The sequence below is a fragment of the Bradyrhizobium sp. USDA 4452 genome (assembly GCF_054063575.1).
Window position 1 is genome coordinate 8,147,013 of sequence record NZ_JBSSGK010000001.1, and the last position, 19,427, is coordinate 8,166,439.

At 65.0% G+C, this 19,427-nt stretch carries 20 protein-coding genes; 15 read left to right on the forward strand and 5 right to left on the reverse strand.

Annotated elements, in window-relative coordinates; genetic code table 11:
* Positions 1 to 10 precede the first annotated feature (10 nt).
* From rplR to rplQ, 10 genes are all read left to right on the forward strand, one after another.
* Positions 11 to 370: a 50S ribosomal protein L18 gene (gene rplR, locus ACVISU_RS38435; protein ID WP_050402255.1), complete on the forward strand. Its 360-nt coding sequence runs from the start codon at positions 11 to 13 to the stop codon at positions 368 to 370.
* Positions 371 to 428: 58 nt separating this feature from the next.
* On the forward strand, positions 429 to 1,004 hold the full coding sequence (rpsE, locus tag ACVISU_RS38440) for a 30S ribosomal protein S5 (protein WP_021081649.1): 576 nt from the start codon (positions 429 to 431) through the stop codon (positions 1,002 to 1,004).
* Between the two features lie 34 nt (positions 1,005 to 1,038).
* Positions 1,039 to 1,230, forward strand: coding sequence for a 50S ribosomal protein L30 (gene rpmD, locus ACVISU_RS38445; protein ID WP_024578582.1), 192 nt, complete (start codon positions 1,039 to 1,041; stop codon positions 1,228 to 1,230).
* Positions 1,231 to 1,251: 21 nt separating this feature from the next.
* On the forward strand, positions 1,252 to 1,737 hold the full coding sequence (gene rplO, locus ACVISU_RS38450) for a 50S ribosomal protein L15 (RefSeq protein ID WP_456710413.1): 486 nt from the start codon (positions 1,252 to 1,254) through the stop codon (positions 1,735 to 1,737).
* Positions 1,738 to 1,894: 157 nt separating this feature from the next.
* Positions 1,895 to 3,229, forward strand: coding sequence for a preprotein translocase subunit SecY (gene secY, locus ACVISU_RS38455; protein ID WP_021081647.1), 1,335 nt, complete (start codon positions 1,895 to 1,897; stop codon positions 3,227 to 3,229).
* 70 nt (positions 3,230 to 3,299) lie between these two features.
* Positions 3,300 to 4,187: an adenylate kinase gene (locus tag ACVISU_RS38460; protein WP_456710414.1), complete on the forward strand. Its 888-nt coding sequence runs from the start codon at positions 3,300 to 3,302 to the stop codon at positions 4,185 to 4,187.
* A gap of 191 nt (positions 4,188 to 4,378) precedes the next feature.
* Complete coding sequence (gene rpsM / locus ACVISU_RS38465) at positions 4,379 to 4,747, forward strand: 30S ribosomal protein S13 (RefSeq protein ID WP_050402258.1); 369 nt, start codon at positions 4,379 to 4,381, stop codon at positions 4,745 to 4,747.
* A gap of 114 nt (positions 4,748 to 4,861) precedes the next feature.
* Positions 4,862 to 5,251: a 30S ribosomal protein S11 gene (rpsK, locus tag ACVISU_RS38470; RefSeq protein WP_006021048.1), complete on the forward strand. Its 390-nt coding sequence runs from the start codon at positions 4,862 to 4,864 to the stop codon at positions 5,249 to 5,251.
* A 118-nt stretch (positions 5,252 to 5,369) separates the two neighbouring features.
* Positions 5,370 to 6,401 carry a DNA-directed RNA polymerase subunit alpha gene (locus ACVISU_RS38475; protein WP_050402259.1) on the forward strand — a complete coding sequence of 344 codons (1,032 nt, stop codon included), beginning with the start codon at positions 5,370 to 5,372 and terminating at the stop codon, positions 6,399 to 6,401.
* Between the two features lie 123 nt (positions 6,402 to 6,524).
* Positions 6,525 to 6,941 carry a 50S ribosomal protein L17 gene (rplQ, locus tag ACVISU_RS38480; RefSeq protein ID WP_021081645.1) on the forward strand — a complete coding sequence of 139 codons (417 nt, stop codon included), beginning with the start codon at positions 6,525 to 6,527 and terminating at the stop codon, positions 6,939 to 6,941.
* Positions 6,942 to 6,999: 58 nt separating this feature from the next.
* On the opposite strand, the gene ACVISU_RS38485 is transcribed toward rplQ, so the two are convergent.
* Complete coding sequence (locus ACVISU_RS38485; RefSeq protein WP_456710415.1) at positions 7,000 to 8,994, reverse strand: methyl-accepting chemotaxis protein; 1,995 nt, start codon at positions 8,992 to 8,994, stop codon at positions 7,000 to 7,002.
* A 398-nt stretch (positions 8,995 to 9,392) separates the two neighbouring features.
* Here ACVISU_RS38485 and ACVISU_RS38490 point away from each other — a divergent pair, with 398 nt between their 5' ends.
* Positions 9,393 to 10,187, forward strand: a complete 795-nt coding sequence (locus tag ACVISU_RS38490) for an SDR family NAD(P)-dependent oxidoreductase (protein ID WP_456710416.1) — start codon at positions 9,393 to 9,395, stop codon at positions 10,185 to 10,187.
* A gap of 6 nt (positions 10,188 to 10,193) precedes the next feature.
* Positions 10,194 to 10,490 carry a DUF1330 domain-containing protein gene (locus ACVISU_RS38495; protein ID WP_456710417.1) on the forward strand — a complete coding sequence of 99 codons (297 nt, stop codon included), beginning with the start codon at positions 10,194 to 10,196 and terminating at the stop codon, positions 10,488 to 10,490.
* Here the strand turns inward: ACVISU_RS38495 and ACVISU_RS38500 are convergent.
* The 3 genes from ACVISU_RS38500 to ACVISU_RS38510 form a co-directional block, all read right to left on the reverse strand.
* Positions 10,487 to 11,614 (reverse strand): hypothetical protein, encoded by a 1,128-nt coding sequence (locus tag ACVISU_RS38500; RefSeq protein ID WP_456710418.1) that lies wholly within the window; start codon positions 11,612 to 11,614, stop codon positions 10,487 to 10,489. The genes ACVISU_RS38495 and ACVISU_RS38500 overlap by 4 nt on opposite strands.
* A gap of 21 nt (positions 11,615 to 11,635) precedes the next feature.
* Complete coding sequence (locus ACVISU_RS38505; protein WP_456710419.1) at positions 11,636 to 12,715, reverse strand: phosphotransferase family protein; 1,080 nt, start codon at positions 12,713 to 12,715, stop codon at positions 11,636 to 11,638.
* Positions 12,716 to 13,079: 364 nt separating this feature from the next.
* Positions 13,080 to 14,093: a zinc-binding alcohol dehydrogenase family protein gene (locus ACVISU_RS38510; protein ID WP_456710420.1), complete on the reverse strand. Its 1,014-nt coding sequence runs from the start codon at positions 14,091 to 14,093 to the stop codon at positions 13,080 to 13,082.
* 119 nt (positions 14,094 to 14,212) lie between these two features.
* Between ACVISU_RS38510 and ACVISU_RS38515 the strand changes: the two genes are divergently transcribed.
* A complete protein-coding gene (locus tag ACVISU_RS38515; protein ID WP_050402266.1) occupies positions 14,213 to 14,590 on the forward strand; it encodes a winged helix-turn-helix transcriptional regulator in 378 nt (125 codons plus the stop codon).
* Between the two features lie 155 nt (positions 14,591 to 14,745).
* On the opposite strand, the gene ACVISU_RS38520 is transcribed toward ACVISU_RS38515, so the two are convergent.
* Positions 14,746 to 16,344, reverse strand: a complete 1,599-nt coding sequence (locus ACVISU_RS38520; protein ID WP_456710421.1) for an OprO/OprP family phosphate-selective porin — start codon at positions 16,342 to 16,344, stop codon at positions 14,746 to 14,748.
* Between the two features lie 290 nt (positions 16,345 to 16,634).
* Between ACVISU_RS38520 and ACVISU_RS38525 the strand changes: the two genes are divergently transcribed.
* Positions 16,635 to 18,047: a DegQ family serine endoprotease gene (locus ACVISU_RS38525; RefSeq protein ID WP_050402268.1), complete on the forward strand. Its 1,413-nt coding sequence runs from the start codon at positions 16,635 to 16,637 to the stop codon at positions 18,045 to 18,047.
* The gene (locus ACVISU_RS38530) at positions 18,044 to 19,378 is read left to right on the forward strand and encodes a replication-associated recombination protein A (protein WP_456710422.1); all 1,335 of its coding nucleotides are present in this window, start codon (positions 18,044 to 18,046) and stop codon (positions 19,376 to 19,378) included. Before ACVISU_RS38525 ends, ACVISU_RS38530 begins: the two co-directional genes overlap by 4 nt.
* Positions 19,379 to 19,427: the final 49 nt, after the last annotated feature.

Here is a 19,427-nt window from a genome sequence, read left to right on the forward strand (position 1 = left end):
GGAGCCGGTCATGTCACTCAAGGTTACGAATGCCCGGCGCAAGCAGCGCGTGCGCCTTGCGCTTCGCCGCTCGGCAAACGGCCGTCCGCGGCTGTCGGTGTTCCGCTCGTCCAAGCACATCTACGCCCAGGTCATCGACGACCAGAAGGGCGAGACGCTCGCGTCCGCCTCGTCGCTGGAGAAGACCCTGCGCGACACCGGCAAGACCGGCGCCGACATCGATGCGGCGAAGGCCGTCGGCAAGCTGCTGGCGGAACGCGCGGCGCAGAAGGGTGTCAAGGAAGTCGTGTTCGATCGCGGCGCCTACATCTATCACGGGCGCGTCAAGGCGCTCGCGGATGCAGCGCGCGAAGGCGGACTGAGCTTCTAACCGAATCGAACGATTACGAGGAAAGAGGCGTAAGGCCTCCTAGAGATTGGAAAACACCATGGCAGGTGAACGCGAACGCGGCGGACGCGAACGGAGCAGGGAGCGCGAGGAGCGCGACAGCGAGTTCGTCGACAAGCTCGTCCACATCAATCGCGTGGCGAAGGTCGTCAAGGGCGGCAAGCGCTTCGGCTTTGCGGCGCTGGTCGTGATCGGCGATCAGAAGGGCCGGGTCGGTTTCGGCCACGGCAAGGCGCGCGAAGTTCCGGAAGCGATCCGCAAGGCGACCGAATCGGCGAAGCGCAATCTGACCCGGGTCGCGCTGCGCGAAGGCCGCACGCTGCATCACGACGTCGCCGGTCGTCACGGCGCCGGCCGCGTCTATCTGCGCACCGCTCCGGCGGGTACCGGCATCATCGCCGGCGGCCCGATGCGCGCGGTGTTCGAGACGCTCGGCATCCAGGACGTGGTGGCGAAGTCGATCGGCTCGTCGAATCCCTACAACATGGTTCGCGCCACCTTCGACGCGCTGAAGCATCAGGATTCGCCGCGTTCGGTGGCTGCGCGCCGCAACATCAAGGTCTCCACCCTGCAGTCGCGCCGCGTGGGCGGCGACGCCGAAGTGGTGGCGGAATAACCCGCGCGACCAGCGCTTTCTGGAGTTCAAGACGATGGCCAAGGCCAGCAAGACGATCAAGGTCGAGCAGACCGGCAGCGCAATCCGCCGCCATCACTCGCAGCGTTCGACGCTGATCGGCCTCAAGCTCAACAAGATCGGCCGGGTTGCCGAGCTGCAGGATACCCCTGAAGTTCGCGGCATGATCAGCAAGGTTCAGCATCTCGTCCGCGTCGTCGGCGAGTAAGCAGAGATAAGGAGAAGGGCGATGAAGCTCAGCGATATCGCCGACAACGCCGGCTCGCGCAAGAAGCGCATGCGTGTCGGCCGTGGCATCGGTTCCGGCAAGGGCAAGACCTCGGGCCGCGGCGGCAAGGGCCAGACCGCGCGTTCGGGCGTCCGCATCAAGGGTTTCGAAGGCGGCCAGATGCCGATGCATCGCCGTCTGCCGAAGCGCGGCTTCAACAACATCTTCCGGCTCGACTTCGCCGAGATCAATCTCGACCGTCTGCAGGAAGCGATCGACAACAAGCTGGTCAACGCCGGCGAGACCGTGACCGTCGAGTCGCTGGTGAAGGCCGGCGTGCTGCGCCGCGCCAAGGACGGCCTGCGGTTGCTCGGCCGTGGCGAGATCAAGACCAAGCTGACGATCGAAGCGCACGGCGCTTCCAAGTCGGCCATTGCCGCGGTCGAGAAGGCCGGCGGCTCGGTCAAGATCCTGGCCCCCGCCAAGGAAGAAGGCGAGGCGGCGTAACATCTGCGTCATTGCCCGCGCGCGGCGCGGGCAATCCGCAGATCGAATGATGGACTTATCGAGGCCGAGCACCAGATAATGTCCGGTGTCTGCCGATCGCCCCGATAGAACGAGTTCTTGGGGCGTCGGCGAAGCGGGCTCCGGGAGAAAGCCGAACATGGTCTCAGCAGCCGAACAACTTGCCGCCAACCTCAATTTCGGACAGCTGGCGAAAGCCGACGAGCTGAAGAAGCGCATCTGGTTCACCCTGGGTGCGCTGCTTGTTTATCGGCTGGGCACCTACATCCCGCTGCCGGGCATCGATCCCAACATCTGGGAGCAGGTGTTCCGCAGCCAGTCCGGCGGCATCCTCGGCATGTTCAACATGTTCGCCGGCGGCGGCATCCACCGCATGGCGATCTTCGCGCTCAACATCATGCCGTACATCTCGGCATCGATCATCGTGCAGCTGTTGACCACCGTGTCGCCGCAGCTCGAGGCGCTCAAGAAGGAAGGCGAGGCGGGCCGCAAGACGCTGAACCAGTACACCCGCTATCTCACGGTGATCCTGGCGCTGTTCCAGTCCTACGGCATCGCGATCGGCCTCGAAGGCGCCGGCAACGTCGTCAGCGACCCCGGCATGTTCTTCCGGATCTCGACCGCGATCACCCTGACCGGCGGCACCATGTTCCTGATGTGGCTCGGCGAGCAGATCACCTCGCGCGGCATCGGCAACGGTATCTCGCTGATCATCCTGTCCGGCATCGTCGCCGAGCTGCCGTCGGCGCTCGCCAACATGCTGGAACTCGGCCGCCAGGGCGCGATGTCGACCGGCCTGATCCTGATCGTCATCGTGATGGCGGTCGCGGTGATCGCCTTCATCGTGTTCATGGAGCGGGCGCAGCGCCGGCTGCTGATCCAGTATCCGAAGCGCCAGGTCGGCAACAAGATGTTCGAGGGCCAGTCCTCGCATCTGCCGCTCAAGCTCAACACGTCGGGCGTGATCCCGCCGATCTTCGCCTCATCGCTGCTGCTGCTGCCGACCACAGTTGCGAACTTCAACGCCGGCAAGGGGCCGGAGTGGTTCCAGTGGCTCACCACCCAGCTCAGCCACGGCCGTCCGCTGTTCCTGCTGATGTATCTCGCGCTGATCGTGTTCTTCGCCTTCTTCTACACCGCGATCGTGTTCAACCCGACCGAGACCGCGGACAATCTGAAGAAGCATGGCGGCTTCATTCCGGGCATCCGGCCGGGTGAGCGCACGGCGGAATATATCGATTACGTGCTGTCGCGCATCACGGTGCTCGGCGCGATCTATCTGGCGATCGTCTGCCTGATTCCCGAAATTCTGATTTCCTACGCCTCGGTCCCGTTCTACTTTGGTGGCACCTCACTTTTGATCGTCGTCAGTGTAACGATGGATACGGTGTCGCAGGTTCAGGGCTATCTGCTCGCCCACCAGTATGAAGGGCTGATCAGGAAGTCGAAGCTCAGGGGAGGCCGCCGCCGCTGATCGCGGCGCGGCTTCAAACGCAAAACACAGGTGTGCGGAATTCGCCACCTAGCCGGGGGGCGAAACAGATATGAGACTGATCCTTTTGGGGCCGCCGGGCTCGGGCAAGGGAACCCAGGCGCAGCGGCTGGTGCACCGGCATGGCATCGTTCAGCTCTCGACCGGCGAGATGCTGCGTGCCGCAGTTGCCGCGGGCACCCCGGTCGGCTTGCAGGCCAAGGAGATCATGGCCAATGGCGGGCTGGTTCCCGACGAGGTCGTGGTGGGAATCATCGCCGATCGGATCGAGGAGCCTGATGCCAAGAAGGGCTTCATCCTCGACGGCTTCCCGCGCACCGTGCCGCAGGCGGAGGCCCTCGACGAGCTGCTCCGCAAGAAGCACCTCAAGCTCGACGCCGTGGTCGAACTGCGCGTCAACGAAAGCGCGCTGCTGGCCCGCGTCGAGAAGCGTGCCGAGGAAACCCGCGCGCGCGGCGAGGAAGTCCGCCTCGACGATACGCCGGAAGTGCTGACCAAGCGCCTGGCGCAGTACCGTTCGCTGACGGAGCCGCTGATTCACTATTATTCGGAGCGGCGCAAGCTTCTGACGGTCGATGGCATGATGACCATCGAGCACGTCACCCGCGAGATCAACCGGATCCTGACGGCGCTCGGCGCATTGGAACCGAAGGAGCACGAGGAGGCCAAGAGCGCCTCGAAGGCGTCCAAGACCGCGAAGAAGACGACCAAGGCAGTTAAATCGGCCAAAAAGGCCGCCAAACCGGCCCGCAAGGCCGCGAAGGCGGGTCGCAAGGCTAAAGCTGCCAGGAAGGCTGCCAAGAAAACCGCGAAGCAGCCGGCCAAGAAAGCCGTTAAGAAAGCCGCAAAGCAGGCTGCCCGCGCCGCGAATGCCCGGAAAGGGGCAAAAGCCGCCAAAAAGACAGCAAAAAAGCTCACGAAAAAGCGAGCTAAGCGCTAGGAGCGGTTGACGAAACCGACATGAATCCTTTAATAAGCCCCGCATCCAGGTTGGATAGTTTTATGACGATGCCGGGCCCCGAAGGACATGAGGGGAAGGGCGTCGTGTTCGCGTTTGTGGACACAAGCCCGCAGAGAGCAAGAACTTGAGAAGCCCGTATCCGTGATGGATCGGCGACAGGAGAGAAGTCCGTGGCCCGTATTGCCGGCGTCAACATTCCTACCAACAAGCGCGTCCTGATCGCGCTTCAGTACATCCATGGTATCGGCCAGAAGAATGCGGCCGACATCATCGAGAAGGTCAAGATCCCCGCGGACCGTCGCGTCAACCAGTTGACCGACCAAGAGGTCCTGCAGATCCGCGAAGTCATCGACCGCGACTATCTGGTCGAGGGCGATCTCCGTCGTGAGGTCGGCATCAATATCAAGCGGCTGATGGATCTCGGCTGCTATCGCGGCCTGCGTCATCGCCGCGGTCTGCCGGTGCGCGGCCAGCGCACCCACACCAATGCGCGTACGCGCAAGGGGCCGGCCAAGGCGATCGCCGGCAAGAAGAAGTAAGTTTTGCGAATTGCAGGTGGGGGGTAGCGAATCGAAATTCGCTGCTCGCCATTTGCGTTTTGAGGTGTAGCCGCTGGCACTACGGCGGCGTTGAGATCACAGGAAAGGTTTGAAATGGGCAAGGAAGCCACCCGCGTACGCCGCCGCGAACGCAAGAACATCGCCTCCGGCATCGCGCACGTGAATTCGTCGTTCAACAACACGACCATCACCATCACCGACGCGCAGGGCAACACCATCGCCTGGTCGTCGGCCGGCACGATGGGCTTCAAGGGCTCGCGCAAGTCGACCCCCTATGCCGCGCAGGTCGCGGCCGAAGACGTCTCCAAGAAGGCGCAGGAACACGGTATGCGCACGCTGGAGGTTGAGGTGGCTGGCCCCGGTTCGGGCCGTGAGTCGGCGCTCCGTGCGCTGCAGGCTGCGGGCTTCACGGTCACCTCGATCCGCGACGTGACCACGATCCCGCACAATGGCTGCCGTCCGCGCAAGCGTCGGCGCGTTTGATCTGTGAGTCGCGGGCGGCTTCCGGCCGCCCTGCGATGGTTTTTGGAATTGACCGCGCGGACTGTTCCGCGATCTCCAACGCCAGGTTCGGCCATTCGACGGGCCCTGCGACTGGCACATGGGTGAACAAGTGACGATCCAGAAAAATTGGCAAGAACTCATTCGACCGAACAAGCTGCAGGTGACGCCGGGCTCGGACGCGAGCCGGTTCGCCACCGTGGTCGCCGAGCCGCTCGAGCGCGGCTTCGGCCAGACGCTCGGCAACGCGCTGCGCCGTATCCTGCTGTCCTCGCTGCAGGGCGCGGCGGTGCAGTCGGTGCATATCGACGGTGTGCTCCACGAGTTCTCCTCGATCGCCGGTGTCCGTGAAGACGTCACCGACATCGTCCTCAACATCAAGGACATCTCGATCAAGATGCAGGGCGAAGGCCCGAAGCGCATGGTCGTGAAGAAGCAGGGCCCGGGCGCTGTCACCGCCGGCGACATCCAGACCGTCGGCGACGTCACCGTGCTCAACCCCGACCTGCAGCTCTGCACGCTGGACGACGGCGCCGAGATCCGCATGGAGTTCACGGTCACGACCGGCAAGGGCTATGTCGCCGCCGAGCGCAACCGGCCTGAGGATGCGCCGATCGGCCTGATCCCGGTCGACAGCCTGTTCTCGCCGGTCCGCAAGGTCTCCTACAAGGTCGAGAACACCCGTGAGGGTCAGATCCTCGACTACGACAAGCTGACCATGACGATCGAGACCAACGGCGCGATCACGCCGGAGGACGCGGTGGCCTATGCCGCGCGCATCCTGCAGGATCAGCTCAACGTGTTCGTCAACTTCGAAGAGCCGCGCAAGGAAGTCACGCAGGAGATCATCCCCGATCTCGCGTTCAACCCGGCGTTCCTCAAGAAGGTCGACGAGCTCGAGCTGTCGGTGCGTTCGGCAAACTGCCTGAAGAACGACAATATCGTCTACATCGGCGATCTCGTGCAGAAGTCGGAGGCGGAAATGCTCCGCACCCCGAACTTCGGCCGCAAGTCGCTGAACGAGATCAAGGAAGTGCTGGCCCAGATGGGTCTGCACCTCGGCATGGAAGTGCCGGGCTGGCCGCCGGAGAACATCGACGAGCTCGCCAAGCGCTTCGAGGATCACTACTGATCCGCATCAATCATCATGGCCGGGCTCTCCCGGCCATGATTCTAACGGGCGAACGCAGGCAGGCCCACCTGAGCAACATGTCCGACGAACCGTCGCGGCAGATTACAAAGTAAGGAATAGACAATGCGTCACGGCAAGGTTCATCGGAAGCTCAACCGCACCGCCGAGCATCGGCGTGCGATGTTCGCCAACATGGCGGCCGCGCTGATCAAGCACGAGCAGATCGTCACCACGCTGCCGAAGGCCAAGGAGCTGCGGCCGATCGTCGAGAAGCTCGTCACCCTCGGCAAGAAGGGCGGTCTCGCCCTGCGCCGCCAGGCGATCTCGGAGCTGCGCGACCAGGATCAGGTCAAGAAGCTGTTCGACACGCTGGCGACCCGCTACAAGGACCGCCAGGGCGGCTACACCCGCATCATCAAGGCCGGCTTCCGCTACGGCGACAACGCGGCGATGGCCGTGATCGAGTTCGTCGACCGCGACGTCGACGCCAAGGGCCAGGACTCCGGTCCCGCCCAGGACAAGGAAGCCGAAGCGGCGTAAGCCGCGCTTGAGCCAAGGTTTTGAAAACGGCGCCTTCGGGCGCCGTTTTTTTGTCGGGCTAGCCCGCGCGGATGGTGGCGATGAAGTTGTCGAGCTCCTGCTTCAGGCGGCTGTTGCCGTCCGACAGCAGCCGCGAGGAGCTCAGCACCTGGGATGAGGCGCTGCCGGTCCTGGATGCGCCGCTCGCCACCTGGCCGATGTTGACCGCCACTTGCGCAGTTCGCTCCGAGGCGATCTGAACGTTCTGCGCGATGCTCCGTGTCGCGCCGCCTTGCGCATCGATCGCTTTGGTGACGTCGGAGGCGATCTGCGAGATGCGCAGGATGGTGCCGGTGATATCGCTGATCGCGCCGGCGGACTCCCGCGTGGCGGCCTGGATATCCGCGATCTGGGCGCGAATGTCCTCGGTGGCCTCCGCGGTCTGCCTGGCGAGCGTCTTGACCTCCTGCGCGACCACGGCGAAGCCGGAGCCGGCCTTGCCGGCCCGTGCGGCCTCGATCGTCGCGTTGAGCGCGAGCAAATTGGTCTGCCGCGCGATGGTTGCGATCAGCTGCACCACGTTGCCGATGCGGTCGGCGGCGGATGCGAGCTGCGCCATCCGCTCGTCGGTCTGCTGCGCCTGCGCGACGGCTTCGCTGGCGATGTCGGCGGATTCGCCGACCCGGCGCCCGATCTCGGAAGCCGATGCCATCATCTGTTCGGTCGCTGCCGCAACCCGCCGGACATTGTCCGAGGCCTCCTCGGAGGCGGCTGCGACATTGGCGGACAGATCCTGCGTGTGATGGGCGGTGTCGCTCAGATCGCGGGCGGAAGCCGCGAGCTCTTCGGACGCCGCCGAAACCGTCGCGATGACGCTGCCGGCGCTGGCCTCGAACGCTGCCGCGAGCCGTGCCAGTTCGGTCTTATGCCGCTCGGCCGTGCGGCGGTCTTCCTCGAGCCGGGCGTCGAGCTCGGCGCGCGCCTTGTCCTGCGCCCTGGTCTTGAAGCGCTCGACCGCCCGCGCCATGCCGCCGATCTCGTCGGTGCGCTCGAGGCCGGGCAGGACGACGTCGAATTGTCCTTCGGCCAATTGCCGCATCGCCGCACTCATCCGGCTGATCAGGCCAGCGACGCGCCGGCCGAACAGAATCGCAGACAGCGTCAGCACGAACGCAACGATCCCGATCAGCCAGCTGAAGGTCTGCCTGAACGCGTCGGCCCTGTGCTGTGCGAGCTCGGCGCGGATGTTGGCGGCGTCAGCGACCTTGACCAGCGCCGGCCGGGTGCGGTCGAAGATCTGCGACAGGTCGTCGAGCTGGTCGTCGAGCGTCTGACGCGAAACCAGGAAACCGGCGAAGGCGAGCTTGTAGGCGCGGGCAAGACCGAGCAATTCGCCCTTCCGATCCGCCGGCACCGCGGACGCCGCCAGGGCGGTTTCGAACTCGGATTCCCTGTCATTGAGCTGGTCGCCAAACCGTTCCTCGCCGCTCAGCGCAAAATCCTTTTCGAGACGGCGCATCGTCAGCAGGAGCACGGTCAGCTGCGGCTGATCGACCTGTTGGACCTTGGTTTCGAATTGCTGGACCGCGCTGCGCAGCTTGCCCTGCAAGCCGTCATTCGGATTCAGGCCGAGGATACGCTGGGCGCCGACGATATTCTGGAAGCGCGTCGCATAGAGGTTGATTCCGCTCCGCAGCGAGGTGACTTGCCGGATCGGATCACCGTCGGGCACAGTCGCGGCAAATGCTTCGAGCTGGTCGAGCAAAGCGATCTCGTCGGCGACGCGACCGGAAAGCTTCTTCGCCAGTGCTTCGTCGCGCGACTTCAGGAATCTGGTCGCGATTTGCTGCGTTTCCAGGAAGCCGTCCGAGAGCTCGGACAGCTGGGCCCTGAAGCGCATGCTGTCGTTCGACTCGCGTTGAATACGAGCAGCGTAGTTGAGGCCGCCGAGGCAGGTGACGCTGATGATGGCGACGCCGCCAATCCCGAGCATCGCGATCTGGCTTTTGAGGCTGGGGCGAAATCGTTTCAGGATAAACGCGGCAAGCGGCTTCATCCTGGAGATCACGAACATCTGATGCATTCCTGTCAGTCGCAGGGCTCCGGGCGTCGTTATGAACAGACTGGCGCGTCCGGTTGCCAACACAACAGCCCAGGCACGCCCGGGCTGTTTGCGGCGACGCTTAGCGGCCGCGAATTGACAATGTGTGAAAGCAATCCACGTGGGCGCGATGTTTCATGTGAAGATTGGATGAAGCCCGGCGAGACGATCCATCAACCATGATTGCTCGTGGCAATTTGACCCGCAACGCAAATGCGCACCGCGCTCAATGCGTCATCAGCGCGACATGATTGTCTTTCGCAGCTGCCGGTGCTGAGATGTCGTCCGCACCGCCGTGACGTCGTACTCCGCGGTTGCATCCGCGGGACGCGCATCCAAATATGTCCGGTACGACTGACGGGAGACTTCTCATGAAAATCGATCTTTCCGGAAAGACTGCGCTGGTGACCGGCTCGACGGCAGGTATCGGCAATGCGATCGCAAAGGGACTGGCGGGAACCGGCGCCGATGTCGTCATCAACGGTCGCGGCCAGGCCAAGGTCGATGCGGCGGTTGCCGCGATCGGCAAGGCGGTACCCGGCGCCAAGGTCCGCGGCATCGCCGCGGACGTCTCGACAGCGGCCGGTTGCGAAGCGCTGCTTGCGGCGCTGCCCGAGGTCGACATCCTCGTCAACAATGCCGGCATCTTCGAGCCGAAGCCGTTCTTCGACATTCCCGACGCGGACTGGAGCCGCTTCTACGAGGTCAACGTGATGTCGGGCGTACGGCTGTCGCGCGGCTACATGCAGGGCATGCTGAAGCGCAACTGGGGCCGCATCGTCTTCATCTCCTCGGAATCCGGGCTCAACATCCCGACCGAGATGATCCACTACGGCATGACCAAGACCGCACAGCTCGCGATCGCGCGCGGCCTCGCGGAGCTGACCAAGGGCACCGCCGTGACCGTCAACTCGGTGTTGCCCGGACCGACCATGTCGGAGGGCGTCGAAACCTTCGTCAAGGATCTCGCCAGGCAGAACGGCCAGTCGCTCGAGGAGGCGGCTTCCAATTTCGTCAAGCAGCACCGGCCGACCTCGCTGCTGCAGCGCTTTGCCAGCACCGAGGAGATCGCCAACCTCGTGGTCTATGTCTGCTCCAAGCAGGCCTCCGCGACCAACGGCGCCGCGCTGCGCGCCGAGGGTGGCATCGTCAATACGATCGCGTGAGGCGGCATGCCGGCCTATGTGATCTCGGAGGTCGAGATGCGGGATGCTGCCGCGTTCGCGGCCTATCGCACGCAGGCGGCGAAGACCATTGAACAGTACGGCGGCCGTTACGTCGTCCGCGGCGGCGCCGCCGAACTGGTCGAGGGCGGTCCGCCGCCGAACGCGATCGTCATCGTCGAATTTCCGACCATGGCGCGTCTGCGCGAGTGGTACGCGTCACCGGAATATGCCGAGGCGCTCAGGCATCGACAGACGGCATTGGACCGCCGGCTGATCTTCGTCGAAGGCATGCCGCCAGACTAACCCTTGGCGCCGTCCAGGAACTCGCTGAAGCCGGCCGGACGGTAGGGGCCGAAGCAGATCTGCTCGAGTGCCCCAATTCCCGCCCGGTCACCCTGGCGGGCGCGCACCACCTGCTGCACGTGCACGTTCTCGCGGGCGAGCGGGTCGAGCGTTGCAGGATCGAACGTTTCGCCGCCGATCTCGAGCTCGCCCTTCCACATGCCCTGGCCCCATTGCGGATGGCCGTAGCCGAGGCCCTTCATCTGGAATTTGAGGATCGGGTCGAGTGCGATGGTCGTGGTGTGGCCGTCGATGTCGACCAGGTCGATTTCGGCCGATTGCGCGAGCCGCGTGTTCGGCACGTATTTGACGCGGTGCCGCGCGGTCGCCATGCGGCGGTCGAGCCCGTCGACGACGCCGGGGATCTCGGCCTCGCTCCGGTAGAGCGGCGCGGTGATGCCTTCGCGGACCAGCGCTTCGCCATGCGTCCCGTCGAAGAAGATGGCGTGCGAGATGTGGTCGTCCCAGACCAGCGGCGCCCACAGGAAGAACACGCTCGGCAACGGCATCGGCGCGCCGCCGATGTCGCGTTCGCCGACATTGCGAACGCCCCAGGAGCGATCCTTGGTGCCGTAGCACGTGCGATCGTCGACCTTGATCTCGCCGTCCGGGTGACGCACGATGCCGCTCCAGCGGCCGAACTGGTCGAACCGGGTCGAATCCATCGCGCGGCGGTCGCCCGACCAGAGCGTCTGGCGCGCTTCCTGGATCGCCGCCGTGCGCGCGGAGAAGGTCAGGTCGCAGGAAAGGCCCGTCGCATTGTCGTCGAGCACGACGCGGGTCCGCAGCATCGGCTCGATGACCTCGAGCCTGAACGGGCCGACCTGCATCTCGGTGCGTTCGAGCGGCGCCCGCCGCGAGCCGTAGAAGCAATGCTGAAGCCCGCCGCGCTCTACGACGCTGAAGGCGCAGTCGAGGATCCTGCGATGCGGGTAGATCGCCATCCCGATGCCGAAATAATACGCGCCGTCGGCGGTGTAGCCATTGAACCAGGTCCGGTCATACACGTTGCGGTCGCTGGTCGCGGGAACCGCGATCGGCTCCGGCGTCTGGTGGATGGGGAAGTCGTCCAGTTTATTAAGCACGCCGATCCCTTTCGATGATCCTCATTCCTGCCAGTATGAAAAACTGCCGTGGTCCAGCGCTTGCGCGCAGGCGCCGCGGGTCATTTTCAGGAACAGTGCATCGCCGCGCTCGGAGCGCTGCACGCTGAGCGCGGAGACGACGCCCATCATGATGCCATGCAGGGTGTAGCGCCGGTAATCCCGCCAGCACTGGTCCCAGCCATAGTCCCGCACGCCGCGGCGGATCAGCTCGGAATGATAGAACCGGACCAGATCGGCTTCATGAAGCCGCCGCTCGATTGGGTCGATGCCGGCCGACAGGAAATAGGCGACGTCGACGAGGCCAGGCCCCACCGTCAGCGTCTGCCAGTCCAGCGTCGCCATCGGGCGGCTGTTGCCGCGCACCTCGAACAGCACGTTGTCGAGCCGGAAGTCTGCATGCTGCAGGGTTCGCGGCACGGATCGATCAGACTGGTAGCGCGGGATCGCGTCCGGAAGCCGGTCGATCAGATCGAGGAATTCCGGCTCGATCACGCCGTGATAGCGCTCCTTGTAGTGATCGATGATGCCGGGCAGCACCGCGCGAAGGTCCTTGCGTCGGCTTGCGGCAACCGTGAAGCAATGCACGGTGTCGAGCGTCGGATCGTTCCATCGCGGTGCATGCAGCGCGGCGGCCTCGCGCATCGCGGTCAGGCAGTCGGTGATCGCGCATCCGGCGAGCTGATCACCCGGGCGTGCGGGTGCCAGATCCTCCAGGATCAGCGTGAAGTCGTCGGTCGCCGGATCGATCTCGGCGAGGATCGGCCGCGGGGTATGAATGGCGACCGTGGCCGCCAGCTCGCGATAGAACGCGACCTCGCGGACATAGAGCGTGTGCGCGGAACCGGAGCGGCGGCTGTCGGGATCCGCTGCGGGGAATTTGCCGACGACGCTCGCGGGTGCGTTCGGTTCATCGCCGTCATAGGTCAGGTGAAATCGATAGCTGTCGCCGACAAGGCCATTGCCGATCGGCTTGCAGACGAGATCGACGACCCTGGCCTGGTCGATCACACCGGCTGCGCGCAGCGCCCGCGTCATCCACTCCGGATCGATCCGCGACGGATCGGCCGTGAGTAAACTCATCGGTTTCCTCCCATCCCCGTGGGCGTCACCACCGTTCCGGCCGCGTCTCGCGCGGCCGAATTGAGGACGGGGTGATCGTTGCGCAAATCATACAGGCGATGCCGTGGCTTTGGCAAAGCCATGCATCGGCCAGTGGGGATATCTCGAGAGGTGCGTAGGAAGGTTTAGCTGCTCTTACCCCGTTGCTGCCGTTTCTTCACAGATCCTGTGGCGGTAAGCGAATCCAGCCGTCATTGCGAGCGAAGCGAAGCAATCCATCTGCCCGCAAACGCGGTTGGATGGATTGCTTCGTCGCTATCGCTCCTCGCAATGACGACGGAGACAGAACCGTGACGCATTAGGCCCAGTCCCCGCCGCAGTGGAGTTACCAGCCTTCCAGCACGATCTTGCCGCGCGACTTGCCGCTTTCCAGCAGTGCGTGGGCGCGCTTGAGATTGGCGGCGTTGATGGTGCCGAAGGTCTGGTCGAGCGTGGTGCGCAGCACGCCCTTGTCGAGGAGGTCGGCAACGTCATTGAGCAGGTGATGCTGCGCGATCATGTCGGGCGTCTGGAACGAGGAGCGCGTGAACATCGATTCCCAATGCACCGAGACCGCCTTGCCCTTGAACACGGCGACGTTGAATTCGGCGGGATCGTCGATCAGGCCGAACTTGCCTTGCGGCGCGATGAAGTCGGCGATCGACTTGTAGTGCTGGTCGGTAAAGGTGAGGCTGGCGACGAGGCCCACCGGCGGCAGCTTCAATTTCTCGATCTGCTCCTTCATCGGCTGCGAGTGATCGATCACCGCATGCGCGCCGAGATCGCGGCACCACTTCTGGGACTCCGGCCGCGTTGCGGTCGCAACCACGGTCAGCCCGGTGAGGCGGCGCGCCAGCTGGATCAGGATCGAGCCGACGCCGCCGGCGCCGCCGGTGATCAGCAGCGTGCGCGGATCGAGGCTCTTGCCGGGCACCGCGCCGAGCCGATCGAACAGCAGCTCCCAGGCGGTGATCGAGGTCAGGGGCAGGGCGGCGGCCTGCGCAAATGACAGCGAGGTGGGCTTGTTGCCGACGATGCGCTCGTCGACCAGGTGAAATTCCGAATTGGTGCCCTGGCGCAGGATCGAGCCGGCGTAGAACACCTCGTCGCCGGGCTTGAACAGCGAGACGTCGGGCCCGACCGCGTCGACCACGCCGGCCGCGTCGAAGCCGAGGATCTTGTAGCCGCCGTCGGTCGGCGCCGCGCGCTTGCGCACCTTGTAGTCCACCGGGTTGGCCGAGATGGCCTTCACCGCGACTCTGACGTCGCGTCCCTTCGGTTCGGGCTTGGCGATCTCGAAATCGACGAGCGAATCCGCCGCCTCGATCGGCAGCGATTTTTGGTATCCGACGGCCTTCATGCCTGGTCTCCGTGGTGGGCGGTTGCCTGCGGTCTTACCTGTCGCGCTGGCGTCCATTTGGCAAGTACTGTAAAAACAGGGAACTAGTCCCTGTTTGTATACTATTGGGAAAATACCGGATGAAACGGAAGAATTTCGCGCGCCGGCCGGGCTGCGCGGTCGAGGCGGCACTCGACCTGATCGACGGCAAATGGAAGGGCGTGATCCTGTATCACCTGCAAGCCGGCACCCAGCGCTTCGGCGAGCTCAGGCGGCGGATGCCCGGCATCACTCAGCGCATGCTGACCAAGCAACTGCGGGCGCTGGAGGACGACGGCCTCGTGATCCGCAAGGTCTATGCCGAGGTGCCGCCGCGGGTCGAATACACGCTGTCCGAACTCGGCGAGAGCCTGCGTCCGGTGATCGATATTCTGAAAGCCTGGGGCGAGGGCCATCAGGAGCGGCTATCCTGCGCGCCGGCGCCGGACGTCGTGGCGAAGAAGAAGCGCGCGGCCTGATGGGCGTTCGCGCTTCACCTCTCCCGGAGGGAGAGGTCGGATCGCATCGCAAGATGCGATCCGGGTGAGGGATTACGCTCTACCGAGCAAGCGGCACCCCTCACCCGAATTGCTTAGCAATTCGACCTCTCCCCGTTGGGGAGAGGTACATCGCCTCAGAACGCGACCTGCGTGCGCAGCGCGACGGCGTCGAACTTCGAACCGGCATCCACGGGCGAGGTTGCCGAGGCCTGCTTAGCGACGTCGCCGTGCAGGTAGTTCAGCATGAAGCGGACGTTGTTGTTGACGTACCAGTTCAGCGCCGCGGTGTAGACGGTCTGCCGTCCGCCGGCGACGCCGACGGCCTGGCCGACCTGGTCGTTGAGGTTCATCTGGCTGACGCGGCCCGCAATCTCCCACGCGCCCCAGCCGCCGCCGGCGAGCGAGAACGGATCGTGCGGCTTGATACCGCCATAGGAGGCCGTGGCCGGATTGTAGGCGTGGTTCTCGCCGGTCAGCACGTAGCCGACCTGCGCGTATCCGCCGTCGAATTTCAGGCTCGACGCGCCGAACGGCGGCAGCCCGGTATTCGCGGTGCGGTCGACATTGAACCAGTAGTATTCGCCCTGCGCGATGAACGGACCGTAGGTCGCCGCCGCCTCGACGCCGTAGACCTGGGCGCCGGAGACGTTGGCGATCGCACCGGTCGAGATCAGCGTCGTCGGATCGATGCGCAGCTCGGGCCGGTCGCTCAGCGTGAGCGTCTGCGCCTGCGTCAGCTGGTTGCGCGGCGGCTGCACCAGCCATTCGGCATCGGCGCCGATATGCACCGAATAGTCCTTGCCGCTGATCGGATTGCCGGCGACGCGGACCACCGCGCCGTACTGCTCGGATGATCCGGCCGGGGTGACGCTGGAGGCCGAATGAATCTGGCCGGTGGTCGGTCCTGTAGCATAGCCGCCGAGCCAGAGCTGGTCGTTCCACCAGCGGGTGCCGATCGCGGAACGGAAGTCGCCGGCCGCGACGTTCTGCGCGATGATGCCGGCCGAGGCGCGCTCCATGAACAGGATGTCGTTGGAGCTGGTCGATTCGTCCATGGTCCAGAGCAGGTCCATGATGCCGCCTTCGATCGCCATCTTGCCGCCGAACGGCTTCAAGCCGGTGTAGCTCAGATACGCGTTCTCGACGCCCGAGGTGCCGCCGCCCGGAAGCGATCCCGGTGCCGTACCGCCGAAGCCGTCGGACGAGCCGCCGAAGTCATAGATCAGCGCGTAATTCCAGTCGCCGAAGAATTTGCCGACGATGCCGATGCGCGCGCGGCGGAGGTTCTCGCCGCTGTCGAGTTTCTGCGGCGAGGTGGCTGCGGTGTTCGGACGATAGTCGTAGCCGCCGACATCCCAGTGCACGCGGCTCGTGATCGCGACGCAGTTCTGTTCGTCCGCGGTGCAGATCGTCGGCCGGTTGTTCGGCATCGTCACCACGACGCCGGACGGCGCGATCGGTCCCTTGACCGGAATGGCTGCGTTGGCGCTTGCGACGCGGGCGGCCTTGGCGTCCGCCGCCTTCGCGTTCGCATTTGCGCTGGCCGCGGTCGCGGTATTGGCGTTGGTCTGCTTCTGCAGCTTGTCGAGCTTTTGCTCGAGCATCTTCAGCTGCTGCTTCAGCAGCGCGATCTCCGCGTCGCTGCCGCCGCCGGCCGATTGCGAATAGGCCGGCGAGGCGGCGAGTGCCCCCGCAAGCCCGACGGCGATTGCACCAACTCTTGTCGCACCCATTGTGCACCCCTGTTGTGTTTGAATTCCCCACTCACTCACTGAAACGTCCTAGGAGTTGATCGTGACTGACGCACGACAGCGCTTCGAGGCATCGCAGTTCCGCTTGTTGTCCGCAGGCAACAGGCGGAGCGGCGCAGTGAGATGACAGTCATCATAGGAGCTCGGCGACGCGGTTCAACGCGGCTGCGGCCGGTTTTGCACCGGTCCGGCGGGGGCCAGTTATCCGCCCCGGCGCCCTTCAATTGCCCGGCGAACACGCCTATATTCCGGCGTTTCCACGAGAGGTGAGAATGCTCCGACCCGTCCGCTGCGCTGCCATATCCGCTCTGTGCACATTGGCTTTCATAGGGAATCTGTCCCCGGCCGCGGCCCAGGACCGCCGCGTGCCGTCCTCGCAGGCCGAGTTGCAGCTGTCCTATGCGCCGATCGTGCAGCGGGTGCAGCCGGCGGTGGTCAATGTCTACGCCGCCAAGGTGGTGCAGAACCGCAATCCGTTCCTGGACGATCCGATCTTCCGCCGCTTCTTCGGCGTCCCGGGGCAGCAGCCCGAGCAGATGCAGCGCTCGCTCGGCTCCGGCGTGATGGTCGATGCGTCCGGCCTCGTGGTCACAAACAATCACGTGATCGAGGGCGCCGACCAGGTCAAGGTCTCGCTCGCCGACAAGCGCGAATACGAGGCCGAGATCGTGCTGAAGGACAGTCGCACCGACCTCGCGGTGCTGCGGCTGAAGGGGACCAACAGGGAGAAGTTCGCGACCCTCGACTTCGCCAATTCGGATCAGCTGCAGGTCGGTGACGTCGTGCTCGCGATCGGCAATCCGTTCGGCGTCGGTCAGACCGTGACGCACGGCATCATCTCGGCGCTGGCGCGCACCCAAGTCGGGATCACGGATTATCAATTCTTCATTCAGACCGACGCGGCGATCAATCCGGGCAATTCGGGCGGCGCGCTGGTCGACATGACCGGACGGCTCGCCGGGATCAACACCGCGATCTTCTCGCGCTCCGGCGGCTCGCAAGGCATCGGCTTCGCGATCCCCGCCAACATGGTGCGCGTGGTGGTGGCCTCCGCCAAGAGCGGCGGCAAGGCTGTGAAGCGGCCATGGCTCGGCGCGCGGCTGCAAGCGGTGACGCCGGAGATCGCCGAGACGCTGGGGCTGAAACTGCCGACCGGCGCGCTGGTCGCTAATGTCGCGCCGAACAGCCCGGCGGCGAAGGCCGGGCTCAAATTGTCCGACCTGATCGTCGGGATCGATGGCACGCCGATCGACGATCCCAACGCGTTCGACTACCGCTTCGCGACCCGACCGCTCGGCGGCAACGCCGAGATCGAGGTGCAGCGCGCCGGCAAGCCGGTGAAGCTCACGGTGCCGCTGGAGACCGCGCCCGACACCAACCGCGACGAGATCGTGCTGACCGCGCGTTCGCCGTTCCAGGGTGCCAAGGTCGCCAACATCTCGCCGGCGCTGGCCGATGAGCTGCATCTCGACGCCGGCGCGGAGGGCGTCGTCGTCACCGATCTCGCCGATGATGGCACCGCCGCCAATGTCGGCTTCCAGAAGGGTGACATCATTCTCGCCGTCAACAATGAGAAGATCGTGCGCACGAGCGACCTCGACAAGATATCGAAGGCGGGGTTGCGGGTCTGGCGCATCACGCTGGTGCGCGGCGGCCAGCAGATCAACGTGACACTCGGCGGATGAGTCCCAAGCGACCGCGCGAGGCCAGCAACCTGTTCGCAGCGGCGGGGATGGAGCAGGACGCGCCACACCCGCTGCCCGACCGGCTGCGCCCGCGCACGCTGGCCGATGTCGTCGGCCAGGCTCACATCCTCGGCCCCGACGGCGCGCTGACCCGCATGCTGGAGACGCGCACGCTGGGCTCGCTGGTGTTCTGGGGACCGCCCGGCACCGGCAAGACCACGGTGGCGCGGCTGCTCGCCGACGCCACCGAGCTGCATTTCGAGCAGATCTCCGCGGTGTTCTCCGGCGTCGCCGATCTGAAGAAGGCGTTCGATGCCGCGCGGGCCCGGCGCGAGACCGGCAAGGGCACGCTGCTGTTCGTCGACGAGGTGCACAGGTTCAACCGCGCGCAGCAGGATTCCTTCCTGCCCGTGATGGAGGACGGCACGGTGGTGCTGGTCGGCGCCACCACCGAGAACCCGTCGTTCGAGCTCAACGCGGCGCTGCTGTCGCGCGCCCGCGTGCTGGTGTTTCACTCGCTCGATACGGCTGCGATCGAACGGCTGTTTGCCAATGCCGAGAAGATCGAGGGCAAGGCCCTGCCGCTCGATGCGGAGGCACGCGCCGTGCTGGTGCGGATGGCCGACGGCGACGGCCGCGCCTCGCTGACATTGGCCGAAGAGGTCTGGCGCGCCGCGCGCGAGGGCGAGGTGTTCAACGCCGAGCAGTTGCAGGCCATCCTGCAACGCCGCGCGCCGATCTACGACAAATCGGCCGACGGTCACTACAATCTGATCTCGGCGCTGCACAAGTCGGTGCGCGGCTCCGATCCGGACGCGGCGCTGTATTATCTCGCGCGCATGCTCGACGCCGGCGAGGACCCGCTGTTCCTGGCGCGGCGCGTGGTGCGCATGGCGGTCGAGGACATTGGTCTCGCCGATCCGCAGGCACTGGCGGTCTGCAACGCCGCCAAGGATGCCTATGATTTCCTGGGCTCGCCGGAGGGCGAGCTCGCGATCGCGCAAGCCGTGGTCTATCTCGCCACCGCACCGAAATCGAACGCGGTGTACACCGCGTTCGGCGCCGCGATGCAGACCGCAAAGCAGGGCGGCTCGCTGCTGCCGCCGAAGCACATCCTGAATTCGCCGACCAAGCTGATGAAGTCGGAAGGCTATGGCTCCGGCTATCAATACGATCACGACGCGCCCGACGCGTTCTCCGGCCAGGACTATTTCCCGGAAGCGCTGGGACGGCAGACCTTCTACGACCCGCCCGACCGCGGCTTCGAGCGCGAGATCCGCAAGCGGCTGGATTACTGGAACAGGCTGCGCAAGGAGCGCGGCGGGAGCTAGCGCAAGACGAGATCAGCCGTGGCCACAAATAACGCGCGTTGGCGTTCCC